Here is a 19,556-nt window from a genome sequence, read left to right as displayed (position 1 = left end):
TCGGGCCTACCAGACGAAACAGGAGCACTTGATGAGCCAGGATTTTCCGGAGAACACCGATCACCGTCGCCGCCATTCCGCCAATGTGGTCGACGGTCCGGGCAAGGCGGCCAGCCGCGCGATGCTGCGTGCGGTGGGCTTCACCGACGAAGACTTCAAGAAGCCGCAGGTAGGGATCGCCTCGACCTGGAGCCGTGTGACGCCGTGCAATAGTCATATCAACGTGCTCGCGGATGCCGCCAGTGAGGGCGCCGATGCTGCCGGGGGCAAGGGCGTGGTGTTCAACACCATCACCGTTTCCGACGGCATCGCCAACGGCACCGAGGGCATGAAGTATTCGATGGCCTCGCGCGAGATCATCGCCGATTCTATCGAGGCCGTCTCCGGCTGCGAGGGCTTCGATGGCGTGGTCGCCATCGGCGGCTGCGACAAGAACATGCCCGGTTGCATGATTGGCCTGGCGCGCCTCGACCGTCCCAGTATCTTTGTCTACGGTGGCACCATTCAGCCCGGTGCCGGGCATACCGATATCGTCTCGGTGTTCGAGGCGATGGGTGCCTATTCTCAGGGCAACAAGTCGCTGATCGAGGTCAAGCAGATCGAGGAAACGGCGATCCCCGGGCCGGGTTCCTGCGGCGGCATGTACACCGCCAACACCATGGCGTCGGCAATCGAGGCGCTGGGCATGAGTCTGCCCAACTCCTCGGCCCAGGAAGCGGTCTCGCAGACCAAGAACGACGACTGCCGCGCCGCCGGCGAAGCCGTGCTCAAGCTGCTCGAGCTGGACCTCAAGCCGTCCGACATCATGACGCGTCAGGCGTTCGAGAACGCTATCACCGTAGTCATCGCCCTGGGTGGCTCCACCAACGCCGTGTTGCACCTGCTGGCCATGGCCAACACTGTCGGTGTGGAACTCTCGCTCGATGATTTCACGCGGATAGGCAAGCGCGTGCCGGTGCTGGCCGACGTGCGTCCCAGCGGCCATTACATGATGAGCGAGCTGGTGGCGATCGGCGGTATTCAGCCGATGATGAAGATCCTGCTCGACGCGGGCTTGCTGCACGGCGACTGCATCACCGTGACCGGTAAGACGCTGGCCGAGAACCTTGCCGGTGTGACGCCGTACCCGATGGACCAGGCGATCATCAAGCCACTGGATAACCCGGTCAAGACGAGCAGCCATCTGCGTATTCTCTATGGCAATCTGGCACCGGAAGGCGCGGTCGCCAAGATCACCGGCAAGGAGGGCACGCGCTTTACCGGCCGCGCTCGGGTCTACAATTCCGAAGAGGAGGCGCAGGCACGTATCAACGACCTCACCGTCGTCGCCGGCGATGTCGTCGTCATCCGCTACGAAGGGCCTAAGGGTGGCCCTGGCATGCGCGAGATGCTGACGCCGACCTCGGCGATCATGGGACGCGGCTTGGGCGACCAGGTGGCCTTGATCACCGACGGGCGCTTCTCCGGCGGTAGCCACGGTTTCGTGGTCGGCCATATCACGCCGGAAGCTTTCGTCGGCGGCCCCATCGGCCTGATCGAAGACGGTGACGAGATCACCATCGACGCCGAGAATGACGTGATGACGCTGCATATCGACGACGCGGAGATGGAACGTCGCCGTGCGGCCTGGAAGCGCCCGGCGCCGCGTTATACCCGCGGTACCCTGGCCAAGTACGCCAAGACGGTCAGTTCAGCGTCGAAAGGGGCGGTCACCGACCTGCCCGAAGCGCTGGAAGACTGAGTCGGCGTGTGCCGTGTTGTTACCCAAGCGGCCCTACGGGGCCGCTTCTCGTTGGGGGCTTGTCAGGCTGCCTGCTGGTCGCGCATCCAGGCAATCAGGCCGCCGCTGAACAGGATCTCGACTTGGCGTGGGGTCAAGGCGTGTTCGAGCGTCAGCGTTCGGCCTTCGGCTTTTGCCGTCACGGAACCGCCCGCTTCCAGTGCTTCTTGTAGCTTGTCGAACGTGATTCGGGTATCGACGTCGAGCGCGTCGTAATCGTTGCCGTCGGCGAAGGTCAGCGGCAGCACGCCGAAGTTGATCAGGTTCTGGTGGTGGATACGGGCAAAGCTCTTGGCGATGACCACACGCAGCCCCAGGTAGCGCGGGGCGATGGCGGCATGCTCCCGGCTCGAGCCTTGACCGTAATTTTCGCCGCCGATGACGATATGATCGCCCGTCTCGCGGGCACGGTCGGCATAGCCGTCGACGACGCCGCGGAAGGAGAACTCGGCGATCTTGGGAATGTTGGAACGATAGGGCAGCACCTCGCCGCCGGCCGGCATAATCTCGTCGGTGGAGACATCGTCGCCGGCCTTGACCAGAATCGGCAGGTCCAGTTGTGTCTCGAGCGGCTCGAAATCCGGCAGCGACTCGATGTTCGGCCCCTTGATCAGGTGGATCTTGCGCGCCTTGGTGGCCTCCATCGGGGCGATCAGGGTGCGAGTGTTAATGATCGGATCGTCGGGCTCTTGCACCTGAGGGTAGGCCATGCCCAGCGTTCGGGGATCGGTGATCACACCCTTGAGCGCCGAGGCTGCGGCGGTTTCCGGGCTGCACAGGAAGACGCGGTCTTCGCGGGTGCCCGAGCGTCCGGGGAAGTTGCGCGGCACCGTGCGTAGGCTGTTGGTGTCGTTGGCCGGCGCCTGGCCCATGCCGATGCAGCCATTACAACCGGCCTGATGCAGGCGGGCGCCGGCGCCGAGCAAGCTCAGCAGGTGCCCGTCGCGAGTCAGCGTTTCGAGAATCGAGCGCGAGGTGGGGTTGATCTCCAACGACACGTTGTCGTCGATGGTCTGATCCTTGAGCATCGCGGCGACGATGGCGAAATCGCGATAGCCGGGATTGGCCGAGGAGCCGACATACGCCTGCGACAATGGCTCGCCGGCCACCTCGCGCACGGGAACGACATTGCCGGGGCTCGAGGGTTTGGCAATCAGTGGCTCGAGCTGCGAGAGATCGATCGTCTCGTGGCGATCGTAGCCACAGCCGTCGTCCGGCAGCAGTTCGTGCCAATCCTCGCCGCGCCCCTCGGCGGTGAGGAATGCCTTCACCGCCGCGTCGGAGGGGAACACGCTGGTGGTGGCACCGAGTTCTGCGCCCATATTGGCGATGACATGGCGGTCCATCGCGGAAAGATGCGCGAGGCCGGGCCCGTAATATTCGATGATGCGCCCCACGCCGCCACTGACGCCATGGCGGCGTAGCATCTCGAGAATCACGTCCTTGGCGCTGACCCAGTCGGGTAGGCGACCGTCGAGGCGCACGCCCCAGACCTCCGGCATGCGCGTATGAAAGGGTTCACCGGCCATCGCCATGGCGACGTCGATGCCGCCGGCGCCGATTGCCAGCATGCCCAGCGACCCGGCGGCGGGCGTGTGGCTGTCGGACCCTAGCAGCGTCTTGCCGGGCTTGCCGAAGCGTTGCTGGTGCGTGGGGTGGCTGACGCCGTTGCCCGGACGTGAAAACCACACGCCTAGACGTTCCGCCGAGGTCTGCAGAAAGCGGTGGTCGTCGGGGTTCTTGTTGTCTTCCTGGATCAGGTTGTGGTCGACGTACTGGGCGGAGACCTCCGTCTTGACCCGGTCGAGTGCCATGGCTTCCAGTTCCAGCATCACCATGGTGCCGGTGGCATCCTGGGTGAGGGTCTGGTCGATTTTCAGGCCGATAGCTGCCCCCGGCGTCATGTCGCCGCTGATGAGGTGCGAGGCGATCAGTTTCTGGGTAACGTTACGGGGTGTGTGATTCATGCTTGGCTTCCGTGTTGGCGAAGTTTGCTTCCCTCAGTGTAGGACAGACATCGTCTGCTTCACGGACTGCGCATGCTATCTTTGCCAGTGACGAGAAGATCATCGCAAGACAAGGTCCACTCCAAAAGATTGGGATGAGCCTCGAAATAGGCGGTACGTGGGTTCAGGCGGCAAGTTGCCAAGCCTGAGCCGCATCGTCCATCATTAGCCATTGCTCGATGTCGTACCATAATGTGTCCAGTAGCAGCTCGAGACTCTCTTCCGAGCAACACATAATGTCTCTCCCGGTAACGTGGCAGGGTGAGTGAAGGCCAACTTTCAGTATGGCGCTCGTAGGTCAAATCGCCGAGATTTTTGGTGACGCTTTGTCACTGCGCGTACCGGCGGGCATCATCGCGTCATCCTGGGATTGACGCCCGGGGTGCCAGGAGTAGAAGGGATTCAGGCATGACCGACAAGATCAACGTGGGATTGGTAGGTTACGGTTTCGCCAGCAAGACGTTTCATGCGCCACTGTTGATGGCGGATGACGGCATGACCTTGCGGGCGATTTCCAGCAGCGATGCCGCCAAGGTGACGGCCGACTGGCCGCAGGCCGAGGTCGAAGCCAGTGCGGCCGCGCTCTTCGCGCGCGACGATATCGATCTAGTAGTGATCCCCACCCCCAACGATACGCATTACGATCTGGCGAGTGCCGCCCTGGCTGCCGGCAAGCATGTAGTGATCGACAAGCCCTTCACCGTCACCCTCGACGAGGCTGAGTCGCTGGCCGACAAAGCCTCGCGGGCAGGCAAGCTGCTCTCCGTCTTCCACAATCGGCGCTGGGATGCGGATTTTCTGACCGTACGGGACCTGCTTGATAGTGGCGATCTGGGACGTATCGCGCATTTCGAATCGCACTTCGACCGTTACCGTCCCGAGGTCAAGACGCGCTGGCGTGAGTCCGACACTCCGGGTGGCGGTATCTGGTACGACCTGGGGCCGCACCTCATCGACCAGGCATTGGTGCTGTTCGGCATGCCCGAGGCGATATTCCTCGATCAGGCTTCTCAGCGCGATGGTGCGCAGGTCGACGATTACTTCCATGCCGTGCTCCGCTATGGTCAGCAACGCGTCATCCTGCATGCTGGCAGCCTGATGGCGGCTCCCGCGCCACGTTTCTCCGTGCATGGCACGCAGGGTAGTTACGTCAAGCATGGGCTCGACCCACAAGAGGACATGCTCAAGCGCGGCGAGCATTTACCCACGCCGGAGTGGGGCGAGGATCATCAGCATGGGCTGCATACCGTTGCCGATGTGCACGACGCCAGTGCGCGTCCTGAGCTGCGCGAAGTGCCCACACGGGCGGGCAATTACCCGGCCTATTATGCGGGCATTCGCGAGGCGATACGCGGCCAGGGGACGAACCCCGTGCCCGTTGAGGAAGCCTTGGCAGTGATGCGAGTGCTCGAGGCGGGACGCCGCAGTGCGCAAAACGGAGGCTTCGAGCAGCTTGCGGCGCATTGAGGCTTCACTGAAGGTTCTCGAAAGTCGCTAGATAGCCGGTTTCTCCTTGCATCATGCCAATACCTTGTCTAGGGTTTGTATAGGTCAAGCGATGGCCTCTTGCCACGCGACCCATGCACTTCACCTGAATGTGAAGGCGTAGAGGATTAAGGAGGATTCGTATGAAACAGCAACTTACCGCACTGACCTTCGCCGCGCTTCTGGCACTGCCCACGGCAGGTGCTTTGGCGCAAGACGATTCGGCGCAGGATGTCAGCAGTGAGACAGGTTCGGCCAATACCGAAGAAGGTTCGATGAAGGCCGAAGGTGGCACCGCCAGTGGTGAAACCGCAGGACATGTCGACGGAGAAGACAGCATCCCCGGTGGTGATCAGGAAGGCCTGAGCACTGAAACCGGCTCGGCCAACACCGAGCAGGGTGATACCGCAGCTCAAGGTGGTACTGCCGCTGCCCCCTCAGCCGATGATGGTCCGGTACCGGAAAGCATGGATGATCCGGAAGACAATCATGGCGTCGATTCCGCGCAGGATGTCGATCCCGAAGAATGACCATTTGAAAGGCTCACGGAGCGAGTCGCTGCCACGCTAGGAAGCGATACGACGAGGCCCCGCCATTGCGGGGCCTCGTCGCGTTGGGGCGCGGCTCACCACCATGGTTCGCTGGTTTGCTCGTTGCGTAGACGGTCGCGTGCGATAAACAGGGCGGCGATGGCGCGTCCTTCGTGGAAGTCCTCCCGCGCCAACAGGGAGGCGATGTCCTCAAGAGGATGACGCTCGACGATCAAGGGCTCGGGTTCATCGCCGGGTAAGCGTTTCTCATACAGGTCGGTGGCGAGCATGACGTGAATGCGGTGGCTCATGTAGTTCGGCGCTAGGGAGAGTTCCACCAGTGGCTCGATGCGTTGCGCACCCATGCCGCATTCTTCCATCAATTCGCGATTGGCGGCACTGACGATGTCCTCGCCGGGGTCGACGAGCCCCTTGGGCAAGGTCAGGGCATAATCATCGAAACCCGCAGCATATTCATGAATCAGTAGTACATGTTCCGGGTCCGGCATGGCGACGATCATCACGGCACCGCCGCCATGGCCATTGCCGCTGCCCGTCAATCGCTCGAAGGTACGTTCGGCGCCGTTGGCGAAGCGCAACTCGAGTTCTTCGATGGCAAAGAGGCGGCTGCGGGCGACTTCACGGCGGTTCAAGAGGCGTGGCTTGGCATGCCCCACACCGGTATCGTTGGGCGGCTTGCCGCCAGTGTGGTGGGAAGAAAAGGCCATGGTGTCTCCGTGCGGGTGGCTGTCATGCAGCGTACAATAAGAGAACCCTTGGTTCGATATCCACTCTGGCGGGAGCCCCTCATGGTTGACTGGAACGCCATCGACACTGTGTTGCTCGACATGGATGGCACACTGCTGGACTTGCACTTCGACAGCCACTTCTGGCTGGAACACTTGCCGCAGCGCTACGTGGAATTGCACAAGCTGGATGCCCATCACGCCGATACGCTGCGTTCGCGTATCATCGGCGAGCAGGGCACGCTCAACTGGTACAGCCTGGCTTATTGGAGTCGTGAGTTGGGTGTCGACGTGGTCGCGCTCAAGCGTGAGGTGCAGCACTTGATCGGCTTGCGTGGCGATGCGCTGGATTTCCTCAAATGGCTCAAGAAAGCGCATCCGCGTGTCGTGCTGGCGACCAACGCCGACCGTGAAAGCCTGGCGCTCAAGCTGCCGTTGACCGGGCTTGAAGAGTATCTCGATGTCATCGTCTCGTCGGCGGACGTGGGCATCGCCAAGGAGGCGCCGGAGTTCTGGTTCGCGTTGCAGGATATCGAACCCTTCGAGCCCGCGCGTACCTTGTTCATCGATGACAATCCTTCAGTGCTGGAAAGCGCGCGTGAATACGGCATTCGCTATCTGCTGGGTATCAAGCAGCCCGATAGCCAACGCCCCGAACGCGAGCTGGAAGACTTCATTGCCCTCGAGCGTTTTGGCACGCTCTTGCCGCAGGATATGCCGGGTGTATCGCGCCGCTGATCACACCTCAATGCGCCTTGAAAAGTCGCCTACCGGCGCCCACTTTATTTGTCGCGTTCGTGGGATGTTCCCGCGTATGGAGCAGGCGATCCAGGAAAAAACATGAGCGACACGATCCGCATCGACAAGTGGCTATGGGCGGCGCGCTTCTTCAAGACGCGTGGTCTGGCCAAGAAAGCCATTGAAGGCGGTAAGGTCCACTACAATGGTGGGCGTGTGAAAACCAGCAAGGTGGTCGAGCTAGGCGCCTTGATCAAGGTGCCGCAAGGCTGGGACACGCTCGAAGTCGAAGTGACGGGGCTCTCCGGTCAGCGCCGCGGCGCCGCCGAGGCCCGCGCGCTCTACCGCGAAACGTCGGCCAGCCAGGCGCGGCGTGAGCGCGAAGCCCAGAATCGGCGCCTGGCCAACCAAAGCATGCAAGGGCCACATGGCCGCCCCGACAAGAAGCAACGCCGTGCGATTCAGGACTTCCAGCGCCATGGCTTCGACGATTGAAGCCGGTATGGCCTCTACTTTCGGCTTTCCAACCTGACGACGAATCATCATGACCGACCAGATCCAACGTTTCCTTTTCGACGATACCAATGTGCGCGGCGAAATCGTCGGCCTGCAACAGGCCTACGCCGAGGTGCTCGACAAGCATGCCTATCCCCAGGCCGTGAGCCGCCAGCTCGGCGAACTGCTGAGTGCCGTGGCCCTGCTCACCGAGACGGTCAAGCTCGATGGCACCGTAAGCCTCGAGGTACGTGGCCAGGGCCCCGTACGTTTGCTGATGGCGGAGTCCAACCCCGGAGGCGACTTGCGAGCCATCGCACGTCTCGATGATGAAGCGGCGCTTCCCGAGGAAAACGCCTCGCTCACGGCCCTGGTCGGTGAGGCGCAGATCGTGATCACGCTCGACCCACGCGAGGGACAGCGCTACCAGGGCATCGTCGCCGTGGAGGCCGATAGTCTGGCCGCCTGTCTGGAGGATTATTTCGCACGCTCCGAACAGTTGGCCACGCGCCTGTGGCTGGCGGCCGATGGAAACCGTACGGCGGGGATGCTTCTGCAGCAGTTGCCCGATGATAGCGCTCATCGCGACCCCGATGCCTGGGAGCGCACCGTGTATCTCGCCACCACGCTCAGCGATGCGGAATTGCTCGATCTCGAGCAACGCGAGCTGCTCCATCGCCTCTTTCACGAGGAACACGTCCGCGTCTTCGATCCCAAGACGCTACGCTTCGGCTGCACCTGTACGCGTGAGCGCATCGCCAATGCCCTGAATGGCTTGGGTGTCGAAGAATTGCGCAACATCGTGCGTGAACAAGGCGAAGTGGAAACGCAATGCCATTTCTGTCATAGCCATTATCGCTTCAGTGCCGCCGACATCGAAGCCCTGATCGAGTCGCCGGGCGCAGGCGCCTCGACCCTGCATTGATCTGACGCGCGTCATACCCAAGGGCGCGCAGTGTCATTACCGTGCTGGTGACGTTTTCCGCACAGAGCCTTTTTGCCATAATGATCGCTCCCAGTCTTGCCTTGGCCTCACAAGAGACAATCCATTGTCCGGGTGGCCCTGGCGAGTAAGCATCGGTTAACGAGAGAGAAATGCCCTTCGGGCCCAGGACACTATAATGACCATGACCCAAGCCGCCTCCCCGGCAACCCACGAGGCACGTCCCGTGCAGACCCATACCAATCTGAGCAGCGCCGCGTTGATCGAGCATGCCATCGCGCGCGGCGAAGGCCATCTTGCCGACAATGGTGCCTTTGTGGCGAACACTGGACGGCGGACCGGCCGCTCACCCCAGGATCGGTTCATCGTCAAGGAGCCTTCCACGGCGGACTTGATCGACTGGGGTAGCGTCAATCAGCCATTCGACGCCGAGCGTTTCGATGCCTTGTGGGAGCGCGTCGAGGACTATCTGGCCGAGGGCGACAACTTCGTTTCCGAGTTGCATGTCGGTGCCGATCCCGAGTATTACCTGCCGATTCGCGTGACCACCGAAACCGCCTGGCACAACCTCTTCGGGCGGACCCTGTTCGTGCGTCCTGAAGGTTACAACCCCAAGGGCAAGAGCGAGTGGACGATCCTCAACGCGCCGCATTTCGAGTGCGTGCCCGAGCGTGACGGCACGAATTCGGACGGTACGGTGATTCTCAACTTCGCCCGGCGCCGCGTGCTGATCGCTGGCATGCGCTACGCCGGCGAGATGAAGAAGGCCATGTTCTCGGTGCAAAACTTCCTGTTGCCCGAGAAAGACGTACTGCCCATGCACTGCAGCGCCAACGTGGGTGAGGACGGCGAGACCACGCTGTTCTTCGGTCTCTCGGGTACCGGCAAGACCACGCTCTCCGCCGACCCCGACCGCTACCTGATCGGCGACGACGAGCATGGCTGGGGTGAGGGCACCGTTTTCAATCTGGAAGGCGGCTGCTATGCCAAGTGCATCGACCTCTCGGAGAAGAATGAGCCGCTCATCTGGAAAGCCATTCGTTTCGGCACGGTGCTCGAGAACGTGGTCCTCGACGAGTACCGCCATCCCGATTATAGCGATGACGGCTTGACCCAGAACTCCCGCGCCGCCTATCCGCTCGAGCACATCGACAAGCGCGTGCCCGAGAACTTGGCTGGCGAGCCCAATGCGATCATCTTCCTGACCTGCGACATGAGCGGGGTGCTGCCGCCGGTCTCGCTGTTGTCCAAGGAAGCCGCTGCTTATCACTTTCTATCCGGCTACACCGCCAAGGTCGGTTCCACCGAAATGGGGGCGTCCGAGGGGCTGGAAGCGACGTTCTCGACCTGCTTCGGCGCGCCGTTCTTCCCGCGTCCGGCGCGCGAGTATGCCGACCTGTTGATCAAGCGTGTCGAGGCCTTCGAGTCGCGCGTGTATCTGGTCAACACTGGCTGGACCGGTGGTGCCTACGGCGAGGGCGGTTCGCGCTTTTCCATCCCCACCACACGCGCCATCATCGCGGCAATCCAGAACGGTGATCTCAAAGACGTCGAGACGCGTCACATCGAGGGCTTGAATCTGGACGTGCCGGAGGCCGTTCCGGGCGTCGACACGATGCTGCTCGACCCGCGACAGGCGTGGCCGGACAGCGCCGACTACGAGCGCCACATGAAGGCGTTGGCGGATAAATTCATCGCCAACTTCGCCAAGTTCGATGGCGTCGACGAGGACATCGTCGCCGCCGGTCCGTCGCGCGACTGACGGCGCGAACCATCCAGTGGAATTCGCCTCTAACGGGGAGAGTCGGCCATCGGCTCTTCCCGTTATGCCTTGCAAGGAGGGTACGTCATGCATCGCCGTCGTTTTTTAGGCTGGTTGGGCGCCGCAGGTCTGCTGGGTGTAGCGCCGAGTGTCGCCCTGGCACGCCCCAAGTTGTCGCTGGAGCGGGGCGCGGACGTCGAGGTGCTCACGCTCGATGACGCCGAGTGGCGCGAGCGTCTCAGCGAGGAGCGCTATCGTATCCTGCGTGAGGCCGATACCGAGCCGGCGGGCAGCAGTCCACTCGATCAGGAAACGCGCGCCGGTGAATACCGCTGTGCCGGTTGTGACTTGCCGCTGTTCTCCTCGCGTACCAAGTATGACTCCGGTACCGGCTGGCCGAGCTTCTACGACCACATCGAAGGCCACCTGCTGACCGAACTGGATTTCGTGCTGTTGATTCCGCGTACCGAGTATCACTGCGCGCGCTGCGGCGGGCATCAGGGCCACGTCTTCGAGGACGGCCCCGAGCCGACCGGCCTGCGCTGGTGCAACAATGGCTTGGCGCTGCGCTTCGTGCCTGACGAGGCCTCCTGAAAAGGGCCTCCGTCTGCGTTGCGTCGGCGGTTGTGATACCTTATCGCGAACTTTTTGTCGCTGGCTCGCCAGCCGCTGGAACGTCAAGGACATCATGGACGCCAATCTCAAGATCGTTGCTCGGCTCGCCGACGAGCTCGCCGTTCGCTCTCAACAGGTTAGTGCCGCTGTGGCCCTGCTCGACGGCGGCGCCACCGTGCCCTTCATCTCTCGTTACCGTAAGGAAGCCACCGGCGGCCTGGATGACATCCAGCTACGCACGCTGGAAGAGCGCCTGCGCTATTTGCGCGAGCTGGAGGAACGCCGTGGCGCGGTGCTGGCCAGCATCGACGAACAGGGCAAGCTGAGCGATGCTCTGGCCGCGCAGATCGAGGCCGCCGATACCAAGCAGCGCCTCGAAGATTTGTATCTCCCCTATAAGAAGAAGCGCCGCACCAAGGCGCAGATCGCCCGGGAAGCGGGACTCGAACCGCTGGCCGAGGCGCTGTTGGCCGATCCCGATCTCGACCCCGAGCGCGAGGCGGCACAATATATTCGCGCCGCCGAAGGCGACACGCCCGCCATCGAGGACGCCAAGGCTGCTTTGGATGGCGCCAAGCAGATCCTTATGGAACAGTTGAGCGAAGACCCGGACCTGGTTGGGCAACTCCGCGAACGGCTGTGGAGCGAAGGGCAGCTTGTCTCGCGCGTGATGAACGGCAAGGAGCAGGAGGGCGCTAAGTTCTCCGATTACTTCGAGCACGACGAGCCGTTCGCCAAGGCGCCTTCGCACCGTGCGCTGGCCATGTTCCGGGGGCGCAACGAGGGCGTGCTGTCGTTGGCGATTCGCCTGCCCGGCGAGGAAGACGCCGAGATTCATCCCGCCGAGGTTGCCATCGCCAAGCACGCCGGCGTGGCGCTCACCGCCACGCGGCCGGCCTCGCGCTGGCTCAAGGAGGTGGTGCGCTGGACCTGGCGGGTCAAGCTCTACACCCACCTCGAGACCGAGTTGATGAGCCGCCTGCGCGAACGCGCCGAGCGCGAAGCCATCGAGGTGTTCGCCGCGAATCTCAAGGATCTGTTGCTGGCGGCGCCCGCTGGGGCGAAGGCTACGCTGGCCATCGACCCGGGGCTGCGCACCGGTTGCAAGGTCGTGGTCGTCGATGCCACTGGCAAGTATCTGGAAGATACGGTCATCTATCCGCATGCGCCGCAGAAGCGCTGGGATCAGTCCCTAGCCACGCTGGCGGGACTAGTCGACAAGCATGACGTGGCGTTGGTCGCGGTAGGCAATGGCACCGCCAGCCGCGAGACTGACAAGCTTGCCGGCGAACTGGTCAAGCAGGCATCGCGGCCGCTTGCCAAGGTCATGGTCAGCGAAGCCGGGGCCTCGGTGTATTCGGCCTCCGAGCTCGCCTCGCGCGAATTTCCGCAGCTCGATGTCACCGTGCGCGGGGCGATCTCCATCGCTCGGCGTCTGCAGGACCCGCTCGCCGAGCTTGTCAAGATCGAGCCCAAGTCCATCGGCGTCGGCCAGTATCAGCACGACGTTTCACAGGTCCAGCTCTCGCGCAGTCTGGAGGCGGTCATCGAGGACTGCGTCAACGCCGTGGGTGTCGAGCTCAACACTGCATCCGGTGCATTGCTGTCGCGTGTTTCCGGTCTTAATCCGACGCTGGCCGAGAATATCGTCGCCCAACGCGACGCCAAGGGACGCTTTGCGTCGCGTCGTGAGTTGCTGGATGTCAGCCGGCTGGGGCCCAAGACCTTCGAGCAGTGCGCGGGCTTCTTGCGCATCGCGGACGGCGACAACCCGCTCGACGCCAGCGCCGTGCACCCCGAGGCTTATGCAGTGGTCAACCGCATTGCCCAGCGCCATGCGCGTGACCTTACCGGGGTGGTCGGCGATAGTGGCTTCCTCAAGTCGCTCAATCCGGCCGATTACGTCGATGATACCTTCGGCGTGCCTACCATCAGCGATATTATCAAGGAACTCGACAAGCCCGGGCGCGACCCTCGCCCTGAGTTCAAGGCCGCCGAGTTCCGCGAAGGTGTGGAAACCCTCAAGGATCTCGAGCCAGGCATGGTGCTGGAAGGCAGCGTGACCAACGTCACGCACTTCGGGGCATTCGTGGATATCGGCGTTCATCAGGATGGCTTGGTGCATATCTCCGCGCTTGCCGAGAAGTTCGTCGACGACCCGCGCCAGGTGGTCAAGGCCGGCGATATCGTCAAGGTCAAGGTCATGCAGGTGGATCTCGAGCGCTCCCGGATCGGCTTGTCCATGCGTATGGGCGATACGCCGGAGGATGCTTCGCAGGGCGGAGATCCGCGTCGCTCGCGCGGCCAACGTGGCGGGGGCGACAAGCGTGAGTCGAATCAGCCGAGCGCAGGGCTCGGCGCGCTCGGCGAGGCGTTGGCGAAGGCGCGTCGACAGTCGTGAAACGTCACGAGAGTGCAGTTTGCCTTGAAAGGTGGCCGGCTGCCTCCATAATGGTTTTTTAATGCGGCGCGCTCAGGGGGCCGACGGTTCGCCGGGGCGTTCCTGGTGATGTTTCCGTTAGCCGCACACATGCGATCGGCCGGCGATGCCGGCAAGACACTATCCACCGGTGACACCAGGGGAAAAGCCGTGCTTTTCCCAGACGTGAGGGAATTTATCTTGTCCGAACCACTCGCCACCGCCATTGCGCGCATGCACGGGCTGGCCCGTCAGGGGCGATTCGGCCGCTTGCGCCGCGGCATCGAGAAGGAAGGCTTGCGCGTCGATGGCGCCGGGCGTATCGCCCAGACGCCCCATCCCCATGCCCTGGGCTCCAAGCTCGCGCATCCCTATATCACTACCGATTACTCGGAAGCATTGCTCGAGTACATCACACCCGTCTACTGTCGCCCCGACGATGCCATGGCGTTTCTCGGTGATTTGCTGCGCTACAGCTATCGGCAGCTCGGCGATGAGTTGATCTGGCCGGCAAGCATGCCGAGCCGCCTGGATGGCAATGACAGCGTGACCATCGCCGATTACGGCACTTCCAATGTCGGCACCATGAAGCACGTCTACCGCAAGGGACTCGACGTGCGTTATGGGCGCATCATGCAGTCCATCGCCGGTGTCCACTACAACGTGTCGCTGCCCGAGAACCTGTGGCCGATGCTGCGTGAGCTCGAAGGTCGCGATGGCGAGGGCCTGGATGGCTATCGCTCGAGCCGCTATTTTGACCTGATCCGCAACTTCCGGCGTCACAGTTGGCTGCTGCTGTACCTGTTCGGTGCGTCGCCGGCAGTGGATCGCAGCTTCCTGACCGGCCCGGCGCCGGATCATCTCGAAGCGGTGGGCGAGCACACGCTGGCGGGGCGTTACGCCACCAGCCTGCGGATGTCCGATCTGGGCTACCAGAACAAGGTGCAGGAGCAGCTCAAGATCTGCTTCAACTCGTTGTCCAACTACGTGGGCACGCTACGCCATGCGATCAGTACGCCGTGGCCGGACTACCAGCGCTTCGGCGTCAATGTCGATGGCGACTGGCGTCAGCTCAACGCCAATATCCTGCAGATCGAGAACGAGTACTACAGCGATATTCGTCCCAAGCGGGTGGCGCGCCACGACGAGACGCCGTCCCAGGCGCTCGAGGCACGCGGTGTCGAATACATCGAGGTGCGCTGTCTGGATCTCGATCCGTTCACGCCGCTGGGCATCGATGAAACCCAGATGCGCTTCCTGGATACCTTCCTGATGTGGTGTCTGCTCTCCGAGAGCCCGTGGATTCCCGACGAGGAGTGCGACCGTCTCGACGACAACCGCCGCCTGGTAGTTGAGCGCGGCCGTGATCCTGAGCTCAAGCTGAGTGTCGGTGGTCGCCAGCGCTATTTGCGCGACTGGAGCCACGATATCTTCGCCGAGCTCGAGGGTGTCGCCGAGCTGCTCGATACCAATGAGCAGGCCACGCCGCATCGCGACGCCCTTGCGGCGCTCGCACCGCGCCTCGACGACCCCGAATTGACACCGTCCGGCCAGCTTTATTCTCAGTTGGTCAACGAAGGTGTCGAATACCTCGACCAGATGCGTGCCCTGGCCGAGCAGCAGGCCGCCGAACTGCGCGAGGCGCCCATGGATCGCGCGCGGCAGGCGTTGTTCGAGCAACTCGTCGAAACCTCGCATCAGCAGCAAGGCGATATCGAGCGCGCCGACCACGAGGATTTCGCGACCTTCCTGGCGCATTATTTCGAGCGCGCGGGTAAACCTCTCAGCGTCGCGTGAGTCGAAGCGTTGTCCAAGGCCCGTGCCGCGCCTGCTGCACGGGCCTTTTTATGAGCGAAGCAAGGAAAGCCAGCATGAGGCTGGTCGAGATTGTCTGAGGAGACGTGACGATGATTACCCGATTGGCCGCGATGAGTGTGCGCCGAGGCTGCTTGCTGGGCCTGGCGATGTGCGTGCTGATGATGGGCGTGGCTCTGGTATTGCAATATGTCTATGGGTTGACGCCTTGCCCGCTGTGCATCGGTCAACGCATTGCGGTATTGCTTACTGCGCTCGTCTTCGCCGTGGGGGCGGTGCATAATCCTGCAGGACGCATCGGGCGCGGCGTCTATGCCGGCTTGGGCGCCCTGGCTGCAGCGCTGGGCGTGGCGGTCGCCGCGCGTCACGTATGGTTGCAGTCGCTGCCACCGGAAAGCGTGCCGAGTTGCGGTCCGGGGCTGGACTACATGATGGAAGTGATGCCATTGTGGGGCGTAATCTCGCGAGTGCTAGCCGGCTCGGGAGAGTGCGCCGAGATACACGGCCTGCTGCTGGGCATGTCGATACCGCAATGGACGCTGGTAGGATTCGCCGTGCTGCTGTTGATTCCGCTGGGCATGCTGGCCGGTATCGTGATTCGCCGCCGTTGAGGGGGCAGGAAGGCGGCAGGAGCTGCCTTCTTCAATGTCAGGGAGTGTGGCTCACGCGGCCATGACGGGAGAGACTCACCATGCTGGAAGATACCAAGACGGCACTCGAGCGATGGGGCGGGGTGCACACGCTCATCGACCGCTGGCTGCAACAGCGCTACGACATGCTAGTGACGCTAATGGAGCTGCGCGAGGCCTGCGACGCGGAACTGGAAACAGTCTCCAAGGCGCGCATCGATGCCTTCAGTGAAGCCCTGATGGACTACATCAGCGGCGGCCATTTCGAGGTTTATCCACAGCTGCGTGACGAGGCGGTGGCGTTCGACGACCGAGATGCCTTGGCCCTGGCCGACCGGCTGCTGGAACGCCTGGAGATGTCCACGCAGATGGTGCTGGAGTTCGACAACGACTACTCGACCCCGACGCGCTGTCAGCATTACGTGACGCGTCTGCCGGCTTGGCTCGAGCGCCTGAGCAAGGCCCTGACCGAGCGCTTCGCGCTCGAGGATCAATTGATTGCACGCCTGCATGCTGCGCATTCGCCTGGGGCCGGCGTCGGCGACTCTCCCGCACCGCGCGCCCTGTCGTAAGCCGCGACGTTCCGGTTGATGCCGTTTGGCATCAGCCGTCGGGTAGTCAATCGTCCGGAAGGAAGTATGTGGTGCTGCCGTCGGCACCCAGTTGCGCGATACTGGCGGGGCGGCCCTGTGCATCCAGGGTAACCAGCCCGATGCCGGCTTGATTCCACAGTCGCTCGCCGTGGCTGGCGCCTTGCGGGTAGCGTGGCCGAATATGCATGGGGCGACGCTTGGTGAACCAGTTAAGCGGCGACGCGGGTGCATACAGCCAGCGGTTGAGCCGGTCGAAGACATCCAGAAGACGCACCGGAAACTCGTTCTTGAGCCCGCTGCTGGTAATCTGCCACAGGCGTGGGCCGTGCTGGCGTTGGCGAATCTCGATATCGTAGACAAAGGAATAGTGCACGTCGCCGGAGAGGATCACGTAATTGCCGGGGGTGCGGGTATGACGAAAGATATTGAGCATGACGCTGGCTGCGCCGCGATGGGCCATCCAGTTTTCCGCATCCACCAGTAGCGGTTTGCCCGCCAGCGTGAACAAGCGCTGTATCCCTTCGATCAACTTCACCCCGAACATCGGTGCCGGCGAGACGACGATCACCGAACGTTGTCCGAGCAGTGTCTGCTGGAGTTCGCTCAAGGCTTCCCAGTCCATCAGCCCCGAAGGATGGTGGCGGTGCTGCTCGCTGCGCCAACGTTGTGTGCGGGTATCGAGTACCACCAGGCGTGGCGTGGAGGGGAGCTGATAATGCCAGTGGTCGAAATCATACAGCTGCTCGATAAAGGCGTCCTGGGTTTGGCAATCGAGGCGCCCCTCGGCGTCGCGTTGTTCTAACAACGCCGTCAGCGTGGGCCATAGCGAGCGGAAGGCGTCGGGATCGTTGCCCCACCCCTGGCATAGTAGATACCCCAGCAAGGCATTGCCGATGATGCGTCGCGAAAACGGGTGGCCGTAGGCGGTTTCTTCCCAGGCGGCTGACAGGTTCCAATCGTCGGTAATGTCGTGATCGTCGAAGATCATCAGGGTGGGTAGATGCGCCATTACGCGAGCGACCTGGGGCAGGCCTTCGCGAAAGGCCGCGATGATCGAGGCCTCGGCGTCGAAGGTCTCGGCCAGCGCATCGTCGAGCGCGGGGCGAGCGATCTCGATCAGCGACCAGGGCGTTGGTGACCACGTGAGCAAGTATATGGCCATGACCTCGGCCAGCGTGATCAAGTGATTGTGCGCGCTGCTGGTGGTGAAAACCGGTTTGCGGACACCGCCGAAGAAGCGCTCACGCAGCTTGTCGTTGGCCTCGAACGCGGGCAGCAAGTGTTCCCTGCGATAATACGTATCGGGGTGCGTATACAGACTGTCGGCATCGTCGACCACAGCGCCTTGCACACATTCACCGAATAGCCCCAGCCGCTGAATGAGCGCGTGGATGGCGACCAGCATCGGTCCGGCGACATCATCGGCGTAGATCTGATCGCCCGTCATCAATAGCGCTGCCGGCATGCGAGAAGGGGTGTCGCGCGATGCATCGACATACGCGTCGGCGCGTACCAGGCCGTCGCCGGCGGGATGATGCGGTTTGCGACATGAGCCGTGGAGCAGTGAATCGAAACGTGCGCGCAACACGAAGCTGGGACGGTCGGCATCGTCATATAGCAGGTGAGGCGCGCAGTCGGCGATACCTTGTGTGGCATCGGCGGTTGACTCGGCGACGCGAAGATCGTAGCCGATAGTGCGATCACAGGGCAGTGGCGTGGCGAGCGGCACATCGATGAGATGCAACCATGCGCGTTCGCCCACCGGCACGCGCTTGCACAGCGAGCTATCCAGCGCAAAACGCTGGCTCGGCGACTCGGCGTCATCGACATGCAAGGTTAATGTCAGGTCGAGCGGACGCGACCCGACCAGCCAGATCACCAGGCGCTCGGGCAATGCGCGGCGCAGTATCGGGCCGGCTAGGATGTCGGGTAAAGAGGCGGAAGACTGCTTCATGGACGCCAGCATAACGGGCGGTTGGCATGCCGTCATCTGGCGACTGAGACCGTCGTGCCACGCCGCAGCTTGAGGTCGCGCTCGATGATATCCACTCCCGGGTGGTAGTCGCCGCGTGCCGCCTGCATGGCGCGGTGCAGCGCCAGTTCGGCGATGCGGTCATGGTGCTGGGGCAGTGAGTTGACCGCCAAAGGCAGAAAGTCCAGCAGGCGGTCGTCGCCGAACGTGGCCAGACGCAGCTCTTCGGGAAGTCCTCCTTGTTCGAGTAGCACATCGAAGACGCCATCGAGCAGTACATAAGACGCGGTCACCAGGGCATCGGGAATGCCGTGTTCGTCGATCAGGCGCCGCATGAGCGCGGCGCCGGTAGCGCGGTCGTAGCGCGCACCGCTGAGTAATATCGGGTCGTCGAGGGACGCCTCGCGAACGGTCTTTAGAAAGCCCGCGCGGCGTTCCACGCTGATCGATAGTTCCGGTACCGCATCCAACCAAGCGATGCTCGCTACATCGGCGTCGAGCACCGAACGTGTCAGGGCGCCCGCGGCCTGGGTATTGTTGCTGACGACACAGACCACGCGCTCCGGGTCGAGGGTGCGGTCGAGTGCGATGATCGGCAGTCCGCCCGCCATCAGGTCGGGATAGAACGGGTCGTCCATGGACAAACTGCTGGCGACGATCAGGGCATCGCAACGCTGGGCCCGCAACGCACGTGCCAGCTCGCGTTCGGTGTCCGGGTCGTCGTCCGAGCCGGCAATCAGCAACTGATAGCCCAGACGGCGTGCGCCGTTCTCCAGGCGCTTGGCCAGGCGGGCGTAACTGGTGTTCTCCAGGTCCGGCACGATGAATCCCAACGTGCGGCTCGCACCTCGGCGCAGCGCCGCCGCCTGTGCATCGATACGATAATCGTGCTTGGCGACCACGGCCATGACGTGTGCCACCGTCTCGGGGCGGATGCGCCGCTCGGCGGCCTGGCCGTTGATCACATAACTGGCGGTGGTGCGCGAGACACCGGCCAGCCGAGCGATTTCTGCGAGAGTCATGGGTGA

Annotated in this window: 16 protein-coding genes; 12 read left to right on the top strand and 4 right to left on the bottom strand. The window is 62.8% G+C overall.

Annotated features, from left to right (window positions below):
• Nucleotides 1-31: 31 nt before the first annotated feature.
• Nucleotides 32-1,741, top strand: a complete 1,710-nt coding sequence (gene ilvD / locus L1071_RS11595) for a dihydroxy-acid dehydratase (protein WP_246975019.1) — start codon at nt 32-34, stop codon at nt 1,739-1,741.
• 62 nt (nt 1,742-1,803) lie between these two features.
• Here the strand turns inward: ilvD and L1071_RS11590 are convergent, their stop codons facing one another.
• A complete protein-coding gene (locus tag L1071_RS11590; RefSeq protein WP_246975017.1) occupies nt 1,804-3,747 on the bottom strand; it encodes an aconitate hydratase in 1,944 nt (647 codons plus the stop codon).
• 447 nt (nt 3,748-4,194) lie between these two features.
• Between L1071_RS11590 and L1071_RS11585 the strand changes: the two genes are divergently transcribed.
• Both L1071_RS11585 and L1071_RS11580 read left to right on the top strand, forming a co-directional pair.
• Nucleotides 4,195-5,253, top strand: coding sequence for an oxidoreductase (locus L1071_RS11585; protein WP_246975014.1), 1,059 nt, complete (start codon nt 4,195-4,197; stop codon nt 5,251-5,253).
• A 161-nt stretch (nt 5,254-5,414) separates the two neighbouring features.
• Nucleotides 5,415-5,801: a hypothetical protein gene (locus L1071_RS11580; protein WP_246975011.1), complete on the top strand. Its 387-nt coding sequence runs from the start codon at nt 5,415-5,417 to the stop codon at nt 5,799-5,801.
• A gap of 95 nt (nt 5,802-5,896) precedes the next feature.
• On the opposite strand, the gene nudE is transcribed toward L1071_RS11580, so the two are convergent.
• Entirely contained in the window at nt 5,897-6,529 is a 633-nt protein-coding gene (nudE, locus tag L1071_RS11575; protein WP_246975008.1) for an ADP compounds hydrolase NudE, read from the bottom strand.
• 81 nt (nt 6,530-6,610) lie between these two features.
• On the opposite strand from nudE, the gene yrfG reads away from it, so the two are divergent.
• The 9 genes from yrfG (at nt 6,611) to rsd (ending at nt 16,535) form a co-directional block, all read left to right on the top strand.
• Entirely contained in the window at nt 6,611-7,285 is a 675-nt protein-coding gene (yrfG, locus tag L1071_RS11570) for a GMP/IMP nucleotidase (protein ID WP_246975005.1), read from the top strand.
• Nucleotides 7,286-7,387: 102 nt separating this feature from the next.
• Nucleotides 7,388-7,780, top strand: a complete 393-nt coding sequence (locus L1071_RS11565; RefSeq protein ID WP_246975002.1) for an RNA-binding S4 domain-containing protein — start codon at nt 7,388-7,390, stop codon at nt 7,778-7,780.
• A 49-nt stretch (nt 7,781-7,829) separates the two neighbouring features.
• Nucleotides 7,830-8,705, top strand: a complete 876-nt coding sequence (gene hslO, locus L1071_RS11560) for an Hsp33 family molecular chaperone HslO (RefSeq protein ID WP_246975000.1) — start codon at nt 7,830-7,832, stop codon at nt 8,703-8,705.
• 196 nt (nt 8,706-8,901) lie between these two features.
• A complete protein-coding gene (locus tag L1071_RS11555; RefSeq protein WP_246974997.1) occupies nt 8,902-10,485 on the top strand; it encodes a phosphoenolpyruvate carboxykinase in 1,584 nt (527 codons plus the stop codon).
• 87 nt (nt 10,486-10,572) lie between these two features.
• Complete coding sequence (gene msrB / locus L1071_RS11550) at nt 10,573-11,079, top strand: peptide-methionine (R)-S-oxide reductase MsrB (protein WP_246974994.1); 507 nt, start codon at nt 10,573-10,575, stop codon at nt 11,077-11,079.
• Nucleotides 11,080-11,173: 94 nt separating this feature from the next.
• The gene (locus L1071_RS11545; RefSeq protein WP_246974991.1) at nt 11,174-13,501 is read left to right on the top strand and encodes a Tex family protein; all 2,328 of its coding nucleotides are present in this window, start codon (nt 11,174-11,176) and stop codon (nt 13,499-13,501) included.
• A 219-nt stretch (nt 13,502-13,720) separates the two neighbouring features.
• On the top strand, nt 13,721-15,316 hold the full coding sequence (gene gshA / locus L1071_RS11540; protein WP_378109646.1) for a glutamate--cysteine ligase: 1,596 nt from the start codon (nt 13,721-13,723) through the stop codon (nt 15,314-15,316).
• Between the two features lie 110 nt (nt 15,317-15,426).
• A complete protein-coding gene (locus L1071_RS11535; protein WP_246974988.1) occupies nt 15,427-15,945 on the top strand; it encodes a disulfide bond formation protein B in 519 nt (172 codons plus the stop codon).
• Nucleotides 15,946-16,025: 80 nt separating this feature from the next.
• Nucleotides 16,026-16,535: a sigma D regulator gene (gene rsd, locus L1071_RS11530; protein WP_246974984.1), complete on the top strand. Its 510-nt coding sequence runs from the start codon at nt 16,026-16,028 to the stop codon at nt 16,533-16,535.
• 46 nt (nt 16,536-16,581) lie between these two features.
• Here rsd and L1071_RS11525 read toward each other — a convergent pair whose 3' ends face one another.
• Complete coding sequence (locus L1071_RS11525; protein WP_246974980.1) at nt 16,582-18,510, bottom strand: metallophosphoesterase family protein; 1,929 nt, start codon at nt 18,508-18,510, stop codon at nt 16,582-16,584.
• A 32-nt stretch (nt 18,511-18,542) separates the two neighbouring features.
• A complete protein-coding gene (gene cra, locus L1071_RS11520) occupies nt 18,543-19,550 on the bottom strand; it encodes a catabolite repressor/activator (protein ID WP_246974976.1) in 1,008 nt (335 codons plus the stop codon).
• Nucleotides 19,551-19,556 lie beyond the last annotated feature (6 nt).

The organism is Chromohalobacter sarecensis, assembly GCF_023061135.1.
In the GTDB taxonomy this organism is placed as follows: Bacteria; Pseudomonadota; Gammaproteobacteria; order Pseudomonadales; family Halomonadaceae; genus Chromohalobacter; species Chromohalobacter sarecensis.
Note: the sequence above shows the minus strand (reverse complement) of the source record. Positions and strands in the feature narration are given on the sequence as shown.

Bases quoted from the DNA above. Each gene is read 5' to 3' on its own strand.
- L1071_RS11525 (WP_246974980.1), bottom strand. From the start codon at position 18,510: ATGAAGCAGTCTTCCGCCTCTTTACCCGACATCCTAGCCGGCCCGATA.
- msrB (WP_246974994.1), top strand. From the start codon at position 10,573: ATGCATCGCCGTCGTTTTTTAGGCTGGTTGGGCGCCGCAGGTCTGCTG.
- nudE (WP_246975008.1), bottom strand. From the start codon at position 6,529: ATGGCCTTTTCTTCCCACCACACTGGCGGCAAGCCGCCCAACGATACC.
- L1071_RS11545 (WP_246974991.1), top strand. From the start codon at position 11,174: ATGGACGCCAATCTCAAGATCGTTGCTCGGCTCGCCGACGAGCTCGCC.
- L1071_RS11535 (WP_246974988.1), top strand. From the start codon at position 15,427: ATGATTACCCGATTGGCCGCGATGAGTGTGCGCCGAGGCTGCTTGCTG.
- yrfG (WP_246975005.1), top strand. From the start codon at position 6,611: ATGGTTGACTGGAACGCCATCGACACTGTGTTGCTCGACATGGATGGC.
- L1071_RS11555 (WP_246974997.1), top strand. From the start codon at position 8,902: ATGACCATGACCCAAGCCGCCTCCCCGGCAACCCACGAGGCACGTCCC.
- L1071_RS11590 (WP_246975017.1), bottom strand. From the start codon at position 3,747: ATGAATCACACACCCCGTAACGTTACCCAGAAACTGATCGCCTCGCAC.
- rsd (WP_246974984.1), top strand. From the start codon at position 16,026: ATGCTGGAAGATACCAAGACGGCACTCGAGCGATGGGGCGGGGTGCAC.
- cra (WP_246974976.1), bottom strand. From the start codon at position 19,550: ATGACTCTCGCAGAAATCGCTCGGCTGGCCGGTGTCTCGCGCACCACC.
- L1071_RS11585 (WP_246975014.1), top strand. From the start codon at position 4,195: ATGACCGACAAGATCAACGTGGGATTGGTAGGTTACGGTTTCGCCAGC.
- hslO (WP_246975000.1), top strand. From the start codon at position 7,830: ATGACCGACCAGATCCAACGTTTCCTTTTCGACGATACCAATGTGCGC.
- ilvD (WP_246975019.1), top strand. From the start codon at position 32: ATGAGCCAGGATTTTCCGGAGAACACCGATCACCGTCGCCGCCATTCC.
- L1071_RS11565 (WP_246975002.1), top strand. From the start codon at position 7,388: ATGAGCGACACGATCCGCATCGACAAGTGGCTATGGGCGGCGCGCTTC.
- L1071_RS11580 (WP_246975011.1), top strand. From the start codon at position 5,415: ATGAAACAGCAACTTACCGCACTGACCTTCGCCGCGCTTCTGGCACTG.